Origin of the sequence: Niabella soli DSM 19437, from assembly GCF_000243115.2 — a bacterium.
Taxonomy (GTDB): domain Bacteria; phylum Bacteroidota; class Bacteroidia; order Chitinophagales; family Chitinophagaceae; genus Niabella; species Niabella soli.
Genome location: NZ_CP007035.1, coordinates 2,274,486 through 2,291,403, shown reverse-complemented (window position 1 = coordinate 2,291,403; position 16,918 = coordinate 2,274,486). Strand labels below are relative to the sequence as shown.

12 protein-coding genes and 1 pseudogene are annotated in these 16,918 nt (G+C 45.8%); 9 read left to right on the top strand and 4 right to left on the bottom strand.

All coding sequences use genetic code 11. The annotated features are described in order from the left end of the window. Window positions 1-6 precede the first annotated feature (6 nt). The 3 genes from lysA (at window position 7) to NIASO_RS09735 (ending at window position 4,798) form a co-directional block, all read left to right on the top strand. Entirely contained in the window at window positions 7-1,218 is a 1,212-nt protein-coding gene (gene lysA / locus NIASO_RS09745; RefSeq protein WP_008585410.1) for a diaminopimelate decarboxylase, read from the top strand. Between the two features lie 177 nt (window positions 1,219-1,395). Beyond that, a complete protein-coding gene (locus NIASO_RS09740; protein ID WP_008585408.1) occupies window positions 1,396-3,678 on the top strand; it encodes a GH92 family glycosyl hydrolase in 2,283 nt (760 codons plus the stop codon). Window positions 3,679-3,913: 235 nt separating this feature from the next. Further along, the gene (locus NIASO_RS09735) at window positions 3,914-4,798 is read left to right on the top strand and encodes a sugar phosphate isomerase/epimerase family protein (protein ID WP_211139897.1); all 885 of its coding nucleotides are present in this window, start codon (window positions 3,914-3,916) and stop codon (window positions 4,796-4,798) included. 284 nt (window positions 4,799-5,082) lie between these two features. On the opposite strand, the gene tnpA is transcribed toward NIASO_RS09735, so the two are convergent. Continuing rightward, window positions 5,083-5,427, bottom strand: a complete 345-nt coding sequence (gene tnpA, locus NIASO_RS09730; RefSeq protein ID WP_008585404.1) for an IS200/IS605 family transposase — start codon at window positions 5,425-5,427, stop codon at window positions 5,083-5,085. A gap of 254 nt (window positions 5,428-5,681) precedes the next feature. Between tnpA and lspA the strand changes: the two genes are divergently transcribed. From lspA to NIASO_RS09715, 3 genes are all read left to right on the top strand, one after another. Continuing rightward, the gene (gene lspA / locus NIASO_RS09725; RefSeq protein ID WP_008585402.1) at window positions 5,682-6,200 is read left to right on the top strand and encodes a signal peptidase II; all 519 of its coding nucleotides are present in this window, start codon (window positions 5,682-5,684) and stop codon (window positions 6,198-6,200) included. 216 nt (window positions 6,201-6,416) lie between these two features. Continuing rightward, a complete protein-coding gene (locus NIASO_RS09720) occupies window positions 6,417-9,575 on the top strand; it encodes a glycoside hydrolase family 2 TIM barrel-domain containing protein (protein WP_008585401.1) in 3,159 nt (1,052 codons plus the stop codon). A 180-nt stretch (window positions 9,576-9,755) separates the two neighbouring features. Then, window positions 9,756-11,201 carry a Gfo/Idh/MocA family protein gene (locus tag NIASO_RS09715; RefSeq protein ID WP_008585398.1) on the top strand — a complete coding sequence of 482 codons (1,446 nt, stop codon included), beginning with the start codon at window positions 9,756-9,758 and terminating at the stop codon, window positions 11,199-11,201. Between the two features lie 429 nt (window positions 11,202-11,630). Here the strand turns inward: NIASO_RS09715 and NIASO_RS20645 are convergent, their stop codons facing one another. Next, window positions 11,631-12,233: a prolyl oligopeptidase family serine peptidase gene (locus NIASO_RS20645; protein ID WP_394332358.1), complete on the bottom strand. Its 603-nt coding sequence runs from the start codon at window positions 12,231-12,233 to the stop codon at window positions 11,631-11,633. Window positions 12,234-12,572: 339 nt separating this feature from the next. Next, window positions 12,573-13,631 (bottom strand): annotated as a pseudogene (locus NIASO_RS20640) (DPP IV N-terminal domain-containing protein); the annotation flags it as partial. Between the two features lie 285 nt (window positions 13,632-13,916). Between NIASO_RS20640 and NIASO_RS09705 the strand changes: the two are divergent. Further along, window positions 13,917-14,780 carry an alpha/beta fold hydrolase gene (locus NIASO_RS09705; RefSeq protein WP_008585395.1) on the top strand — a complete coding sequence of 288 codons (864 nt, stop codon included), beginning with the start codon at window positions 13,917-13,919 and terminating at the stop codon, window positions 14,778-14,780. Between the two features lie 205 nt (window positions 14,781-14,985). Here NIASO_RS09705 and NIASO_RS09700 read toward each other — a convergent pair whose 3' ends face one another. Further along, window positions 14,986-15,960: a GlxA family transcriptional regulator gene (locus tag NIASO_RS09700; RefSeq protein ID WP_008585393.1), complete on the bottom strand. Its 975-nt coding sequence runs from the start codon at window positions 15,958-15,960 to the stop codon at window positions 14,986-14,988. Window positions 15,961-16,101: 141 nt separating this feature from the next. Between NIASO_RS09700 and NIASO_RS09695 the strand changes: the two genes are divergently transcribed. Together NIASO_RS09695 and NIASO_RS09690 are read left to right on the top strand one after the other, a co-directional pair. Beyond that, the gene (locus NIASO_RS09695) at window positions 16,102-16,653 is read left to right on the top strand and encodes a dihydrofolate reductase family protein (RefSeq protein WP_008585390.1); all 552 of its coding nucleotides are present in this window, start codon (window positions 16,102-16,104) and stop codon (window positions 16,651-16,653) included. Between the two features lie 25 nt (window positions 16,654-16,678). Next, window positions 16,679-16,897, top strand: a complete 219-nt coding sequence (locus NIASO_RS09690) for a hypothetical protein (protein ID WP_008585388.1) — start codon at window positions 16,679-16,681, stop codon at window positions 16,895-16,897. Window positions 16,898-16,918: the final 21 nt, after the last annotated feature.

Here is a 16,918-nt window from a genome sequence, read left to right as displayed (position 1 = left end):
CAGAACATGAGCGCACAATTAACAAACGAAGAACTGGTACAGATCGCGAAAGATTTTGGAACTCCTGTATACGTGTATAACGCAGACAAGATTGAAGAGCAGTACAAAACCTTAACAACGGCTTTTGACCCAAAGCGGGTTAAGATCTTTTATGCCGCAAAGGCATTGACTAATTTAAGCGTATTGCGTTTTGTAAAGAAGCTGGGTGCTAATGTAGATTGCAGCTCCATCAATGAGGTAAAACTGGCTCTCCAGGCGGGTTTTGAGCCCTCGCGGGTATTGTACACGAGCAACGGGATCCATTTTACGGAAATTGAAGATGCCCTGTTGCTGGGTGTATTTGTAAATATAGACAGCCTGTACAATCTGCAGAAACTGGGAGAAAAATACGGTGGTAAATACCCGGTGGGTGTACGGTTGCGGCCCAATATTATGGCAGGAGGCAATTTAAAGATCTCAACCGGGCATGATAAAAGTAAGTTTGGCATCCCGGTGGAGCAGATAGATCAGCTTCTTGAAATGGTAAAAAAATATGAGATCAAGATACAGAATTTGCATATTCATACCGGCAGCGACATCAAAGATGCTTCTGTTTTTGTAAAAGGAATTGAAGTGCTTTTTGATTTGATCCCTCATTTTCCGGAATTAAAATCGGTTGATCTGGGTGGCGGCTTTAAAATAGCCTATAAAGAAGGAGATCCGGTTATTGATATACAGGAATTGTCTGAAAAAGTGCTGGGTGCTTTTGATGCCCATGCCCCTGCCAAAAATCTGGAAATATGGTTTGAACCGGGGAAGTTCCTGGTAAGCGAATCAGGGTATTTAATTACATCGGTGAATCTGATCAAAGAAACGGCCGCTACTACATTTGTCAGCATCAACAGCGGGTTTAACCACCTCATCCGTCCTATGTTCTATGATGCGTATCATCGCATAACGAATAGCACAAACCCCGAAGGGGCTATAAAAGAATATTCGGTTGTGGGTAATATTTGTGAAACGGACACGTTCGCATGGGATCGGCCGCTGCCGGAAGTAAGGGAAGGAGACCTGCTGGTATTTTTCAATGCCGGAGCCTATGGCTATGAGATGGCTTCTACGTTTAATTCCCGTTTTCGCCCCGCCGAAGTGATCGTTTACAAAGGAACCGCGCAGTTGATCCGCAAGCGGGATACTTTAGACGATCTGACAAGGAACCAGGTAATGGTGGATTTGTAGAGAGTGTCCCGGATGTAAAATAAGGAATAAGAAATGAGAAAGGGCCCATTAGATTAGAAATTCTCATTCCTGAAACTCAATCTACTTTTACATTCTAAGTTTAATATTCCTTATTCAACATTCATTGAGGTGCAGGTCTGCAAATACTGATTTATATTCGCTAAAAGTTTATAAATCATGAAAGCGACTGCCACAGCCCTCCTCTTGTTTGGTCTTTTTTTAACAACCCTTGTTTACAGCCAGTCCAACGACCCGGTGGAGCTGGTAAACCCGTTAATGGGCACTCAATCGAAACCCAGTTTGTCTACCGGGAACACCTACCCGGCAGTAGGAGTTCCCTGGGGCATGAATTTATGGAGCGCGCAAACCGGCAAAATGGGTGACGGCTGGATGTACACCTATGACGCAGATAAGATCCGGGGCATTAAACAAACCCATCAGCCTTCCCCCTGGATGAATGATTACGGCCAGGTATCCATTATGCCTGTAACCGGCAAAATGGTTTTTGACCAGGATGCCCGCGCCAGTTGGTTTTCACATAAGGCGGAGATTGCAAAGCCGTATTATTATAGTGTATACCTGGCAGACCATAATGTTACAGCAGAGCTGACGCCGACAGAACGCGCAGCACAGTTCCGGTTTACGTTCCCGAAGACAGACAGCGCCTTTGTAGTTATCGATGCCTTTGATAAGGGGTCGTATATAAAAATCATTCCCCGCGAAAGAAAGATTATCGGGTATTCTACCAAACATGCGATAAACCCATTGCCGGAATTTAAAAATTTCTTTGTTATTTATTTTGACAAACCTTTTACGAACGCGCATACCTGGGAAGGAGCAAAACTAAATGCATCTGAATTGGAAATCACTTCCGATCATAGCGGCGCTATTGTTGGTTTTAAGACGGCTAAAGGAGAAAAAGTGCATATGCGCATGGCTACTTCTTTTATCAGTTTTGAACAGGCTGAATTGAATCTTAAAAGAGAACTGGCGAAGGACGGGTTTGATCAGACAATGGTGAAAGCAAAAAAGCTATGGAACGAACGCTTGGGTAAAGTAACAGTTGAGGGGGGGACGATCGACCAGACGCGTACGTTCTATTCAGCGCTCTACCGTATGCTGTTTTTCCCCAATAAATTATATGAGCTGGATGCTTCGGGTAAACCGGTACATTACAGTCCTTATACAGGAAAAACACTGCCAGGCTATATGTTTGCGGGAACCGGCTTCTGGGACACGTTCCGTGCCTTGTATCCATTTCTGAACCTGGTATATCCGTCCATTAATAAAGAAATGCAGGAGGGGCTGATCAATGATTATAAGGAAGGCGGGTGGTTGCCGGAATGGAGCAGCCCGGGTTATGCAGCAGTGATGGTGGGGAATAATTCCGCTTCGATAGTAGCAGATGCGTACATCAAAGGGGTGCGGGGCTACAATATTAATACACTGTACGAAGCCTTGTTGCATGGGGCCAATAATGAGGGGCCCAGGGCCACCGGCCGCCGGGGCGTTGCATTTTATAATAGTCTGGGCTATGTACCCTATGATGTGGGTATTAATGAAAATGCTGCGCGCACCCTGGAATATGCCTATGATGATTTCACCATTTACCAGTTAGGGAAAGCGTTGGGGCGCCCGAAAGCAGAACTGGAGCAGTATTTTAAACATGCGCATAATTATAAAAATCTGTTTGATCCCGGGCATAATTTAATGCGCGGGAAAAATAAGGATGGTAGCTTTCAAAGTCCCTTTAATCCCTTTAAATGGGGCGATGCTTTCACCGAGGGAAACAGTTGGCATTACTCCTGGTCGGTTTTTCATGACGTGCAGGGGCTGATTGATCTGATGGGGGGCAAAAAAACATTTGTGCAGCAACTGGACAGCGTGTTTGCAATGCCACCGGTTTTTGATGATAGCTATTATCACGGGGTGATCCATGAGATCCGGGAGATGCAGATCGCTAACATGGGGCAATACGCCCACGGCAACCAGCCGATTCAGCATATGATCTATCTGTACAACTATGCGGGGGCGCCCTGGAAGGCTCAATATTGGGTGCGAGAAACCATGAATCGGATGTACCGGGCTACGCCGGATGGGTATTGCGGCGATGAAGATAACGGGCAAACCAGTGCCTGGTATGTGTTTTCCGCCCTGGGTTTTTATTCTGTAACGCCCGCGGTGGATCAGTATGTAATAGGTGCGCCGTTATTTAAAAAAGCGACGATCTGGTTAGAGAACGGTAAGAAAGTAGTGATCACTGCCCCTGCGAATAGCGATGCCAACCGGTATATTCAATCTGCAACAGTCAATGGGCAGCCGTATACGAAAAACTGGTTGAGCCATAGCGGGCTGCAAAAGGGCACGGTGATCAATTATGTAATGGGCGCACAACCCAACAAGACCCGCGGTACCGGCGACGCGGATGTTCCTTATTCCATGAGCCGGGATGAGAAATAAATATTTGCTCACAGATTGCACGGATTATCATAGAAGGATTTAAAATCTACCCAGGGTTTCACGCAAAGACGCAAGGGGCGAGAACGCGAGAAACCTCTCTGCTTATGACCGTCCAAAATATTCTGCTAAAACGTTTCAACTATTATCATTAACTTAACGGACTAAAAACTTCATGATGCTTCCAGAAAAAAGTTCAAATAATCTATCCCGGCGTTCTTTTCTGCTTAAAAGTTCTTTGGCATCAGCCGGATTGCTGATGGGTGGGTCTTTACTGGCCCGTGAATCCTTCTTTTTTGATAAACCCAACTCCAGAATTGCCGGTGTGCAAATAGGAGTGATCACTTACTCTTATCGCAGTATGCCGCAATCGTTGGAACAGGTATTGCAATATATTGTCAACAGCGGCATTAGTGCTACCGAACTTATGGGTGAGCCGGTAGAAGCTTTTGCGGGTATTCCTTCCGATAAATCAAAAATTGCGGAATGGCGCGCTACAGTGCCCATGACGAAATTTGCCGCAGTAAAAAAGCTATTTGATAAAGCGGGGGTGAAGATTTACGCGTTTAAACCGAATGCACTCGGTTCCAATAATACCGATGCAGAAATAGAATATGCGCTGCGCGTGGCCAAAACCTTGGGAGCTAAGTCCGTGACTGTTGAGCTGCCAAAAGATCCGGCACAGTCCGGACGATTGGGTCAATTGGCCGCAAAACACAAAGTATATGTAGGGTACCATGCACATACACAGGCCACGGATACTGCGTGGGATACGGCTTTGAGCCAATCACCCTATAATTCTATGAACCTTGATTGCGGCCACTATATTGCAGCGGGGGGTAACAATACCAAAGAAACCTTGCTGGCATTGATACAGGCTAAGCATAACCGGATCACCTCCATGCATATGAAAGACCGGAAAACAAAAGCGAATGGCGGGGCCAACCTGCCCTGGGGGCAAGGGGATACGCCGATAAAAGAGATACTGGATCTTTTGAAAGCAAAAAAATATGCTATACCGGCTACCATTGAACTGGAATATAATATACCTGCCGGTTCGGACGCGGTGCAGGAAGTGAAGAAATGCTTTTTGTATGCAAAGGACGCGTTGCTGGCCAAATAGGAGGGGCTTTAAGCAAAAGGGTTGATTGCCTTTCGTTTTTTGTTAATGAATTTAATAGTCTTCGATAAGTCGGAGTAGCGCCAATAGTTTTAACGCAGATTCCGCGCTCCGTCAGGAGCGCAGTGTTTATAGCACAATTTTGCATGTGCAATGGGCTCCATCGGAGCCACGTATTTATTCATTCCAGTTAAACAGATAGCGTTCCTCAAATGGAATAGCAAACTTATCTAAAAACTCAAGATACTCTTCTCTGGAAGTTTTTCGTTGATGATGCTGTTCCTGATTCAGCACGTATTTGCAAACAATGTCAATCTGAGAGTGTCCGTAGGAGAATACCCTTCTTGCCAGTTAAAGGCGCTAGGTATCCATTTCTTAGCCCGGATAAATTCGTTGCTTTGTACTTTAATTTCCTTTACAAAATCGGATATTAAAACAAAAGGCTTAAATCCAACAAACAAATGAATATGATCTGGCATACAATGAACAGCGAGCATTTTCGCTTTCCGGGCTTGCGCTAGCGCCGTCATATATTTATGTAGCTCTTCTTTATGCTGCGGGACGATCAGATTGCATCTGCCCTGTACTGCGAATACAAATTGAAGATAGATCTGGGAAAAGGTGTTAGCCATATCTGCAAAATTTACGCGGCTCCAGAGGAGCCGATATCTTAAAATAACACTTTTCCTATAAACACGCGGCGCCTCACGGCGCGCTCAGGCAGTTTATTGATTGGCATTTACGTTATTGTAAAATTTTCTCACTGCTTCAGTAATGAGAACCAGTCAGGGAAACTCAGAAACACCGAAACAGATCGTTATACGATAGTAAAATGATTTATTTTAGCATTTAAATACGTTTGTCCTGATCTTTTAAAGCTTAAATCATGAAAAATAAAATAGTGCGCCTGCTGATTTTATTGCTCATAGTTGCAGGGAACCTGTCCTGCGATCAGTTGTCAAAATCGGTTGTCAGGGAAAAGATCTCCTACCTGGAGCAGGTACCGGTTGCAGGGCATTTTATAACCCTTACCCGTGTGGAAAACACCGGGGCCTTCCTGAGCCTGGGGCAAACATGGCCCTACGTATTGAAACTCATCCTGCTTATTATACTGCCGGTTGCTACCATTTTTGCCGTGGCCGTGCATATGTTGCGAAAGCAAACGCTTTCCCTGTTAACGATCATTGCATTGGGCTTTATTATTGGCGGCGGCACCGGAAATTTATACGACCGTGTGTTGTATGGGAGGGTGACTGATTTTGTACATATGGATTTTCACCTGTTCCAGACCGGTATCTTTAATATGGCGGATGTTTCCGTTATGACGGGCACTTTGCTGATGCTTGCGGAACTTATTTTACGAATGAGACGTCGCCTCTCAAACCCGGCGGCTGGGCCCGTGTGATAGATTGCTTTTTCTCCCGGGACACTTGTTCAACCGATTGCACTTAATTCTTTTTTACCGGATGATGTCTCTGTAAGGCTTGTCTGTGCCGGGATACAGCGTATTGGTTCCAGCGGCTTCGTCTTTTTCAATTTTGCCGGATGGCATATAAACTGTTCGCTAAGCCATAAAATCTTTTAAATTAGCGGCTTCAGATTACCATTACCTGAAGTTATTATGAAAAAGATACTATCGTTGATTGCGTTGGCGGGTATAGCCGGAATGGCATCGGCACAAACCCTCCCAACTGAATTGCAAACCCCTGAAGTGGTTGGATGGAACCGGATGCCGATGCGGGCAAATGCTTTTGCTTTTGAATCAAGGCAACTTGCTACAACAAGAAAAAAAGAACAATCGGCCTGGTTTATTTCGCTGAATGGCAACTGGCGTTTCAACTGGGTGCAGAATCCCAACAACCGCCCGCGGGATTTTTACAAGACCGATTTTAATGACAGCAAGTGGGTAAATTTTCCAGTACCTGCTAACTGGGAAGTAAACGGGTATGGGTTGCCCATTTATGTAAACCAGCCCTATGAATTTGCGGGACGTGCAAAAACGGGGAGCAAAATGAATCCTCCTTTTGATATTCCTGATGATAATAATCCCGTGGGATCTTACCGGAAAAAAGTGCAACTTCCTGCCAACTGGGACGGCCGGCAGATCTTCATTCATTTGGGCGCTGTGAAGTCGGCGTTCTTTATCTGGGTGAACGGACAAAAAGTGGGCTATAGCGAAGACAGCAAAATGGCGGCGGAGTTCGATATTACAAAATACGTGAAGCCCGGTGAAAACCTGATCGCTTTGCAGGTGTATCGCTGGAGCGACGGCAGTTATCTGGAATGCCAGGATATGTGGCGTATGTCAGGCATAGAACGGGAAGTATACCTGTATGCCACGCCGTTGCTGGATCTGCGCGATTTTAAGATCACTTCCACATTAAATAATAATTATAAGGACGGAGTTTTTGAATTTGACGGAACGGTAACCAGTTATAAAACAGATAAGCATACCCTGCATTCCAAAGCGGACACCGCAACAGCAGAACTGGAACTGATCGATCAGGAGGGAAAACAAGTGTTTAAAGAAACGCTGCCCGCCTTTTCTGTATTAGGCCGGTATAAGACTTCAGTTTCGTTGAAGAAGCATATTCCGGACATAAAAGCCTGGTCTGCCGAAACGCCCCATCTATACACCCTATACATTACGCTTAAAAACAATAAAGGCGAAGTGCTGGAAGTGGTTCCGGCCCGTGTGGGTTTCCGCAGCATTGAAATAAAAGGACGCGATTTTTTGGTAAACGGGAAACGTGTTTTCTTTAAAGGGGTCAATCGGCACGAACATAATGCCCGCACCGGTCATACCCTTACAAAAGCAGATATGCTGAAGGATATGGAAATGATGAAAAAGCTGAATATAAACGCGGTGCGCCATTCCCATTATCCGCCGGATCCTTACTGGCTGGAGCTTTGCGATGAATACGGACTGTACGTGATTGATGAGGCCAATATTGAATCGCACGGAAGATACTACGACCTCGAATATACTTTTGCCAACGATCCTCAATGGCGCATTCCGCACCTGGAACGGATACAGCGCATGTATGAGCGGGATAAAAATCACCCTTCCATTATTACCTGGTCGCTGGGCAATGAAGCGGGCAATGGGATCAATATGTATGAGGGGTACGACTGGCTGAAGAAAAATGATATCCGCCCGGTGCAGTATGAACGCGCAGAGCGTGATTATAATACCGATGTTATCTGTCCGCAATACCCTTCCCCCGACTGGGTAGCTGGCTGGGGAAAATCGAAAGAACGCCGGCCGCTTATTATGAGCGAATATGCTCATATTATGGGCAATAGCCTGGGCAATTTTAAAGAATACTGGGACGCTATTGAACATACCGAAGGCGCGCAGGGCGGCTATATATGGGAATGGATCGACCAGGGAATTGATACGGTTAAAAACGGCAAACGCATCCTGGCTTATGGAGGCGATTTCCCTTTGAGCGGACCGGTGGATGAAAACTTCAGCGATAATGATTTTTGTGTGAAAGGCGTGGTAACCGCTTATCGCCAGCTAACCCCCATGGCCGTTGAAGTAAAGAAAGTGTATCAACATATAAAAACAAACTATAAAGGCAATAATGTTGTTGAGGTAGCAAATGGTTATTTCTTCAAAAATCTTTCCGGTGTAAAACTGGATTGGGAGCTTACGGAAGATGGAACCGTTGTTGCAAAAGGAACACAGCCCAGTCTGAATATTGAACCGCAGGCCGCAGCGGAGCTGGAACTTCCTGTAAAATACAAACCCAAGGCCGGAAAGGAATATTTCCTGGCGGTTTATTACCGGCTGAAAAATAAAGAGCCCTTTCTGGAAAAAGATTACACAATAGCAGAAGAACAATTTGCCTGGACCGGAACTCGTGCTGTCTATGCGCATCCTGAAGTAAAGACTGCGGTTGCCGAAGCAAAAACCGGTAATACGCTTGTTTTAAAGGGTAGCGGCTTTGCTGTTGCCTTTGATCTGAACAAGGGCCTGCTTACCAGCTACGAGTTAAAAGGCACCACCATTATTGCCAAAGGCCCGCAGCCTGGTTTCTATCGCGCACCAACGGATAATGATATCGGCGCCCGGCTGAACCAGTCTTTAAGGAATTGGAGAAACGTTTATGAAACAGCTACTGCTGTGCAGGCAAAAACGGAGCGGGTGAATGCCTATGAATACAAGGTTTCTTTTACCACCGCGCTGTTAAACGGCACTGCTAAAACAGAACAGGAATTTACCGTATATGGCGACGGCGCCATCCGGGTGAAAAATAATTATACTCTAGCTGCGGGTAATTACCGGTCGTTGATGCGCGTTGGGAATGACATGGAGTTAGATAAGGAGTTCTCAAAGATCCAATGGTATGGCCGCGGTCCCTGGGAGAACTACTGGGACCGGCATACTGCGAGTAATGTGGGCCGGTACAGCCAGACTATTGAGGAGCAGTATTTTCCTTATGCCCGCCCGCAGGAAAGCGGTAATAAGACGGACGTGCGGTGGATCAGTCTGACCAATAACAAAGGCGTTGGTCTGCGCTTTGAAATGGCTGACAGCCTGCTGTCTGTTGCAGCCCTGCCTTACAGTGTGGAGCAACTGGATCCGGCACCGGTTAAAAAACAGTTTCATTCCGGTGAACTGGAAAAAGCGGATAAGATCTATATGCACGTTGATTTACGACAGATGGGTGTGCAGGGAATGGATAGCTGGGGCTCTATGCCATTAAAAAAATACTGGATCACCCCGGGCACCTACCAATACAGTTACTGGATACGCCCGGTCCTGCGTTAGCGCTGGTGCGCAAACGGTTGAACGGCAAAAGGGCTTGCTGGTAAGCAAGATTCACGGTATCTTTGAAAGGCTTGCGTGATTCCTTTAATTCGAGCTTTGGTGTCCCGGATGGTTACCGGGAGCCTCTTTGTTGCATCGCAATCACTTCGGCTGTTGAATACAGGGCACCGGGAGTAAATAATGCGCTTGATTGCTTACGGAGCGCCTCAAACGATAAAACAATTCTTTAATGCTCTTATCCTGGAAAGGAGCGGGCTTCAAACAAAAGAAAACATGAACAGAAAAGATTTTGTAAAAACTGCTGGCCTGGGAGTGGCATCGGTTGCTATACTTCCTTCCGAGACGGTATTGAAACCATCGGTTTCAAAATTAAAAGTGGCCATCATTGGCGTGGGTGCGCGGGGTATCTGGCACCTGAACTTGTTATTGAAAAGAAATGATGTGGAAGTAGTGGGTGTTTGCGATATTGACCCCAAACGAATAACTGCAGCAAAGGAAGCAATAGCGAAAGCAAATAAAAGAGCGCCGGTTTATTATTCCGCCGGCCCGGACGACTGGAAAAAAATGTATGCAAAAAAGGGCATCGATGCCGTGATCCTTGCCACGCCCTGGGAGTTGCATAAGCCCATGATCATCGGGGCGCTGGAATCGGGTATCAAATACGTAGGGTCGGAAGTGATCATCGGTATTACGCTGCAGGACCACTGGGATGTGGTAAAAGCTGCAGAGCAATACAACGGGCATGTGATGATGCTGGAAAATGTTTGCTATCGCAGGGACGTGCTGGCGGTCTTGAATATGGTGCGCCAGAACATTCTTGGAGAAATGATTCACCTGCAGGGCGGCTATCAGCACGACCTGCGCGGCGTAAAATTTAACGATGGTAAAACGCCTTATGGTATCGGTGCCGAGTTCGGGCATGTGGATGGATACTCAGAAGCCAGGTGGCGTACAGACCATTCTGTATGGCGCAACGGCGATCTGTACCCCACTCACGGAATCGGGCCATTGGCGCATTATATCAATATCAACAGGGGCAACCGGTTTGTATCGCTGAACTCTTTTTCAACAAAATCAAGAGGGTTGCATAATTACATTGTAGAAGTAGGCGGCCCTACTCACAAAAATGCAAAAGTGAATTTTAAACTGGGCGATATTGTGACCACCCAGATCAGTTGTGTAAACGGAGAGACGATCATTCTGCAGCATGATACCAACCTGCCCCGCCCGTATTCGCTGGGCTTCCGGGTGCAGGGAACCAAGGGCCTGTGGATGGATGTGAACAATGGAATGTATGTGGAAGGAGTTTCTAAACCACACACCTGGGATGATGCGAAAGCATGGCTGGATAAATACGATCACCCGCTTTGGAAAAAATATGGTAAAGATGCGGCCGGCGCCGGTCACGGTGGTATGGACTTTTTTGTAGTAAATGCTTTTATTGAAGCTGCAAAAAGAAAAGAGCCTACACCTATAGATGTGTATGATTCCGCGGCCTGGAGCGCGATCACTCCTTTAAGTGAGCAGTCTATTGCCCTGGGGCATCAGACCGTTGAATTCCCCGATTTTACCAGCGGCGACTGGATGTACCGGAAATCGACCTTTGCACTGAATGATGATTATTAGGAGAATTATTTGTATTCCATTTTACAAGAATGTCCGCAGGTACACTGCGGACATTCTTGTTTTGGGCAATTTATTGGGGTGTACCTATGGCACACCAAATAATATGCGATCGTAACGAGGCTACCAACAGGTTGTTCCTACGGAACAAATACTCGCCGGTGCCGGGGTGTTCCTCCCTTTTTAGCGGTTTGTATATAGATCATCACCTTTCGGGGGCTTTCAATTTAGCTCCGTTAGGTACCGCGTAAACACGAGGCTTCAATAGTTTCTAAAACGGCACTGGTCTTTAATCTTTAAAAGCCCATTCCTGCACCGCAGTACAAGAGTGCGATGCAAGAAAAGTCCATAGCAGCACAACAGCCGGGAGCCCAATAACCCAACGCATCTCTACGTTTCTCATTCCTTATTTCTCATTCTATATTTTTCCCCTCATCTTCCGCCCGGAGGACAGTACATTCTAAGATAATTGGTATACAGTGTGGAAAGATGCTCGCGCGTGCCCTCGCCTTCGGAGATGGAATGCGTACGGTTGGGGTAAGACATTAGTTGAAACTGTTTGCCATCCTTTATCAGCTCATTGATGAGCATTTCTGCATTTTGATAGTGCACATTATCATCACCTGTTCCGTGTATGTATAGCAGGTTGCCCCGCAGGTTTTTGGCGTAGGTGATGGGGGAGCCTTTCACGAAATCCTCATTAGACGTAGTGGGTACGCCCATATAGCGTTCCTGGTATACATTGTCGTACAGGAGTTGGTTGGTAACGGCCGCAATAGCGATGCCTGTTTTATAAATGCCGGGGTACTGGAACATAAGATTCAGCGTGGAAGAGCCGCCGCCGCTCCAGCCCCAAACGGCCACACGACTGGTATCGATAAAATTCCATTTTAATACTTCTTTGGCGCCCATTGCCTGGTCGCGGATATTGAGCTGCCCTATTTTCCGGTAAATGGATTTGCGCCACTCCCTTCCCCTGGGGGCCGGGGCGCCGCGGTTCTCCAGTGAAATGTATATATAACAGTCATCTGCCATGCTGCCCTTGTATAAAAAGTTTTTTCCGGCGGAATAATTATCCATGACCGTTTGCGTTGCCGGTTCGCCATACACATAAAATACTACGGGGTATTTTTTATTGGGGTCGAAGTGGGCAGGTTTTACCATCCACCCGTCCAGTTCGATACCATCCGTTGTCTTTACTTTAAAAAATTCTGTTTTGGAGTCCTGGGGACCTGCTTTTTTTATTCTTTTTGCCGCCACTAATTCTTTGTGCTCCGGCAGGCTGATTACCGATCCGTAGGCTATTTCAGCCGCGCTGCTGTGATTCAGCAGGGCGATCTTTCCGTTGGTGGAAATAGTGTAATCATTCACACCGCTTAGCGCTGCAGGCGTAACGCGCTCGCCCTTTCCGCCGGAAAGGTTTATCTTGTATAAATAAGTTTGTGTGGCGTTTTCGGGGGAGGCTGTGTAATAAATGGTGCCGGTTGGCGCATCATAAAAGTCGAATTGAATAACATCGTAATTCCCTCTGGTGATCAGCGATTCCTTCCCTTCCAAATTTAATTTATAGATCTGGCGCCAGCCGCCTTTTTCCGAAACCCAAAGAAAATCCCCTTTATCATTTATCCAATCCCATCCGGTGGGGTCATTGTCGTTCCAGCGGCTTTTGATATCGATCCATGCCGGATCGGTTTCTTTATAAAATTCCTTTCCTTTTGCGGTTGTTGCATCTACTGAAAATAAGCGGGTCTCATTTTGCGCGCGATTGAGCTGCTGCAGCACAATCGCTTTTCCGGTGGGTGCCCATTCCATACGGGGAATATAATGCTGAACCGGATCGCCGCTAACTTCTGCCCGGCGCGATTTTCCGCTTGCAAGATCATATAGCCAGATCGTACAGGAACTGGGGTTTTGCCCCACTTTGGGGTATTCAACCGGGATGGTAAATGAATACAGGGAGTCGGTGTTGTCGATCATCAGGAAATTACGGATATGGGAGGCATCTAATTTCCAATAGGCGATCCTGGTACCGTCCGGCGACCAGCGGAAACCGTCCTGGCAGCCAAACTCTTCCTCATACACCCAATCGAACGTGCCGTTGATCATACGATCGGTGCCATCTTTAGTAACCTGGGTGCGGTGATTGTCTGCCAGGTTCTCGATGAAAATATTATGTTTGGATACATAGGCTACTTTTTTCCCGTCGGGAGAGAATTTTGCAAATAGCAGCGACGATTCAGGCAAGCCCTTACCCAACTGCACCAGTTTTTTTGTTTCCGTATTATAGATCCAGTAATCGCCGCGGGTGTTCTGCCGCCATACCCGCCTGGTATTGGCAAATAATAACAGGAGTTTTCCATTAGGCGCCACCGTAAAACTTTGCACCGTGAGGGGTTTGGAAGCGCCGCCGGGCGTCAGGTCCTGCACCGTCATGAACATTTTATTATTGGCTGCATTTACAGGATCGGTGCTGGAAATGCCTTTTTCAGAAAAGGTGTAAAAACTGTTTCCGTCGGGCGACCATTGTAGTTTTTGGGCTATCGTTTTATTAATAAAAATGATCAGGGAAAAAATGATCAGGCTACTAAATTTCCTCATAGAAAAATGTATGATTTTTTTTTAACAAGCTTTGGAACGCCTCTAAATTAATGGTTTTTCGCTATCTCCATAAAAATATCGCGTTTAGCCATTAACTTTAGAAAGTATAAACTATACTTGATGAACCCCGGTCGTATTTTTCTTTTGTTGAGTGCCTTGTTTTTCACCGGAATTACAGGCTGCGGGCTGCTGCGCGGGCAATATGGCTACAATGAAAAAGTGGGCCGCTATTATTTGGTGCGCGGCATAGAAATGTATACGGAAGTATATGGTAAAGGAAAACCACTGCTGATGATTCATGGTAACGGCGGCAATATGAACGCTTTTTCTATGACCGTACCCTATTTTGAAAAAGAGTATAAAGTTATATTGGTGGATAGCCGGGCACAGGGAAGAACGGTTGATAACGGCGATTCGCTGAGTTTTGAAATGATGGCGGACGATTTTGATGCGCTGTTAAAAGCCATGCATATTAAAGCGGCCTACGTGCTGGGATGGAGCGACGGAGGCATTAATGCGTTGGAGCTGGCCATGCGTCATCCTAACCGGGTAATAAAACTGGCCAGCACAGGGGCCAACCTGTGGCCGGATTCACTTGGGCTGCGGCCTGATGTATGGCTGGATGGTGTAAGAGATTATAAATCGTGGCAAACACGGATGCCCCTGACAGATGCAACCGATAAGAACGATTATAAAATTTTTATGCTGGATTATATGCAACCCAATATTCCGCTGAGTGACCTGAAAAAAATTCATTGTCCTGCGCTGATCATTGGCGGTGATAACGACCTGATTCCGGTAAAACATACCACTCAGATTGCAGAAAATATTCCCAACGGGCGCCTTTGGATCGTGCCCAATTCGGGGCATGCCACGTTAAAAGAGCACAGCACGGATTTTAATAAAAAAGTGGATGATTTTTTTAAAGAGCCGTATCACAGAAAAAGAAAGGAAAGGTTGGCTGATGATGACCCGGATCTGTGACGAAAGCTGCAGGCGCAAAAGCTCATTTTTTGCATGAATCTTTAAGATATATCCAATGGGAGTATGTTTTTTTAATACCAGGCTAACTAAAAAGTATTTTTTGAGCCGGTAAGGCGGTAACCCGGTAAGTCTTAAACAATCGAGAGATAAGAAGTTTCCGTCTTCCCGGATTCCCGGCTCAACCTGTTTATGCGTCGGAGGATTGTTACACCAGTATCTTCTCGTACTTCAATTTATAATCAACCGGCGTCATCCCTGTGATCTTTTTAAATACATCACGGAACGCTTTTACATCGTTATAGCCTACATGGTACATCGTTTCGCTGATCGTTTTATAGCCTTGTTCCAGTATTTTTTTTGCCGCTTCAATTTTTACTTTTTGAATATATTCCACAACTGTATTAGTGGTGGCTTTTTTAAAGCGCCGTTCAAAGGTCCGGCGGCCAATGGCAAACCGTTCGCATAGCGTATCCACCGGCAACCGGTCTTCGAAATTCTGTTCAATAAAATGCTGCGCTTCTTTTATGGTAACATCGTTATGATCTTTCATGCCCGAAAAAATAATAAAGGGCGACTGGCTGCTGCGCTGAATATCTATTTGGAAAAATTTGGAGCAATAGATCGCCACTTCGCGCCCGGCATATTTTTCAATAAGGTATAAGATAAGGTTGGATGCAGAATAGGCGCCGCTGCTGGTGTACACGCCGTTTTCATCGGTAAGTATTTTGTCGTTGATCAGGTGCACCCGCGGGAATAACTGGCAAAACAGGTTGCTGGCTTTCCAATGTGTAACACATTTTTTATTGTCCAGCAGGCCGGTTCCTGCCAAAAGAAAAGCGCCCATGCAAAGGCTGGCAATTTCCGCTCCCTTATTATATTGTTGTTGCAGCCAGGGTATGATCGTTTTGTTCTCTTCAAGGTGTTGCTGCAGGGGCTCCTGTAATGCGGGAATAATGATAAGGTCCGCCCGCTGTATTTCGTTAACCAGCAATTGCGCCTGCACTTCATAAAGGCCGTTATTTAACTGAATCTTCGACTCAGGGGCAGCCAACTGAACAGAAAATAAAGGACCCTGGCTTTTCTGTGCCAGGTACCGGTTCGCTTCTTCGAATCCCTGCCTTGGATTTTCAATAGAAGAAAGGTTGGAGCCTTTTAATAACAGGATGATTATCTTTTTCATGTGTGCTGTTTTTCTGGTGCAAATATAAACAGGTCGCTTGTCGCAATCAACCCCAGATAATGTCGTATTTACGTATTTGTTTTCGCTGCTATTGGTTGTAGGTTTGTATAGTTAGCTTTTCATAAATCAAAATTCAGGGGAATGAGCAAGATTTTTGTTGCGAACTGGATAACCGTTGACGGCATATTTTCCGGCCCGTCTGGTGAAACCAACTGGTTTACACCCGATACGGAATTACAAAAAGAGAATCTGGAAAATTTGCATAACGCCAATACAATCTTATTTGGGCGGGTTACGTTTAAGATGATGGAAGCTTTTTGGCCAACAGCGCAGGCGATGGCTTATCCTGAAGTGCAGCAGTATATGAATGCTGCACAGAAACATACCTTTTCGACCACAGTGAACGGAAGTACCTGGCAACATAGTCATTTTCATAAACAATTAAATAAAGAAACCATAAGCTCTATTAAAGAAAAAGCGGAAAATGATATTGTAATTTTAGGAAGCGGAATGATAAGCAGGGAATTGCATCGGATGGGGTTGCTGGATGAATATACGTTGTTTTTAGATCCCCAGCTATTGGGCAAAGGGAAACGGTTTTTTAGCGACATGCCCGCAGGACGCCTTCGGCTACTTGAATCAAAGTCATTCCCCTCCGGTATCGTGCGTTTAAATTATAGGGTGGTTAAATAAAATTGTTTTTTTAAACCTATTTCTTATGAAGCGGGTAACCATTTTTAAAACGGATGTAATAGATGAGCTTGCGGCAAAACGGATCGTAGGCTGTCTGAAAAAATTGTTGCCCGGTACCAAGATCAATTTTGATCTGGAGGATTGTGACAAGATATTGCGCGTAGAATCAGTGAGGCCTGTCAATACCGCTTATATTACCGCTTCCCTGCGACTGAATGGGTATAAGGCCAGTGTGCTGGATTGATCAAATAATTTTTAATGTATA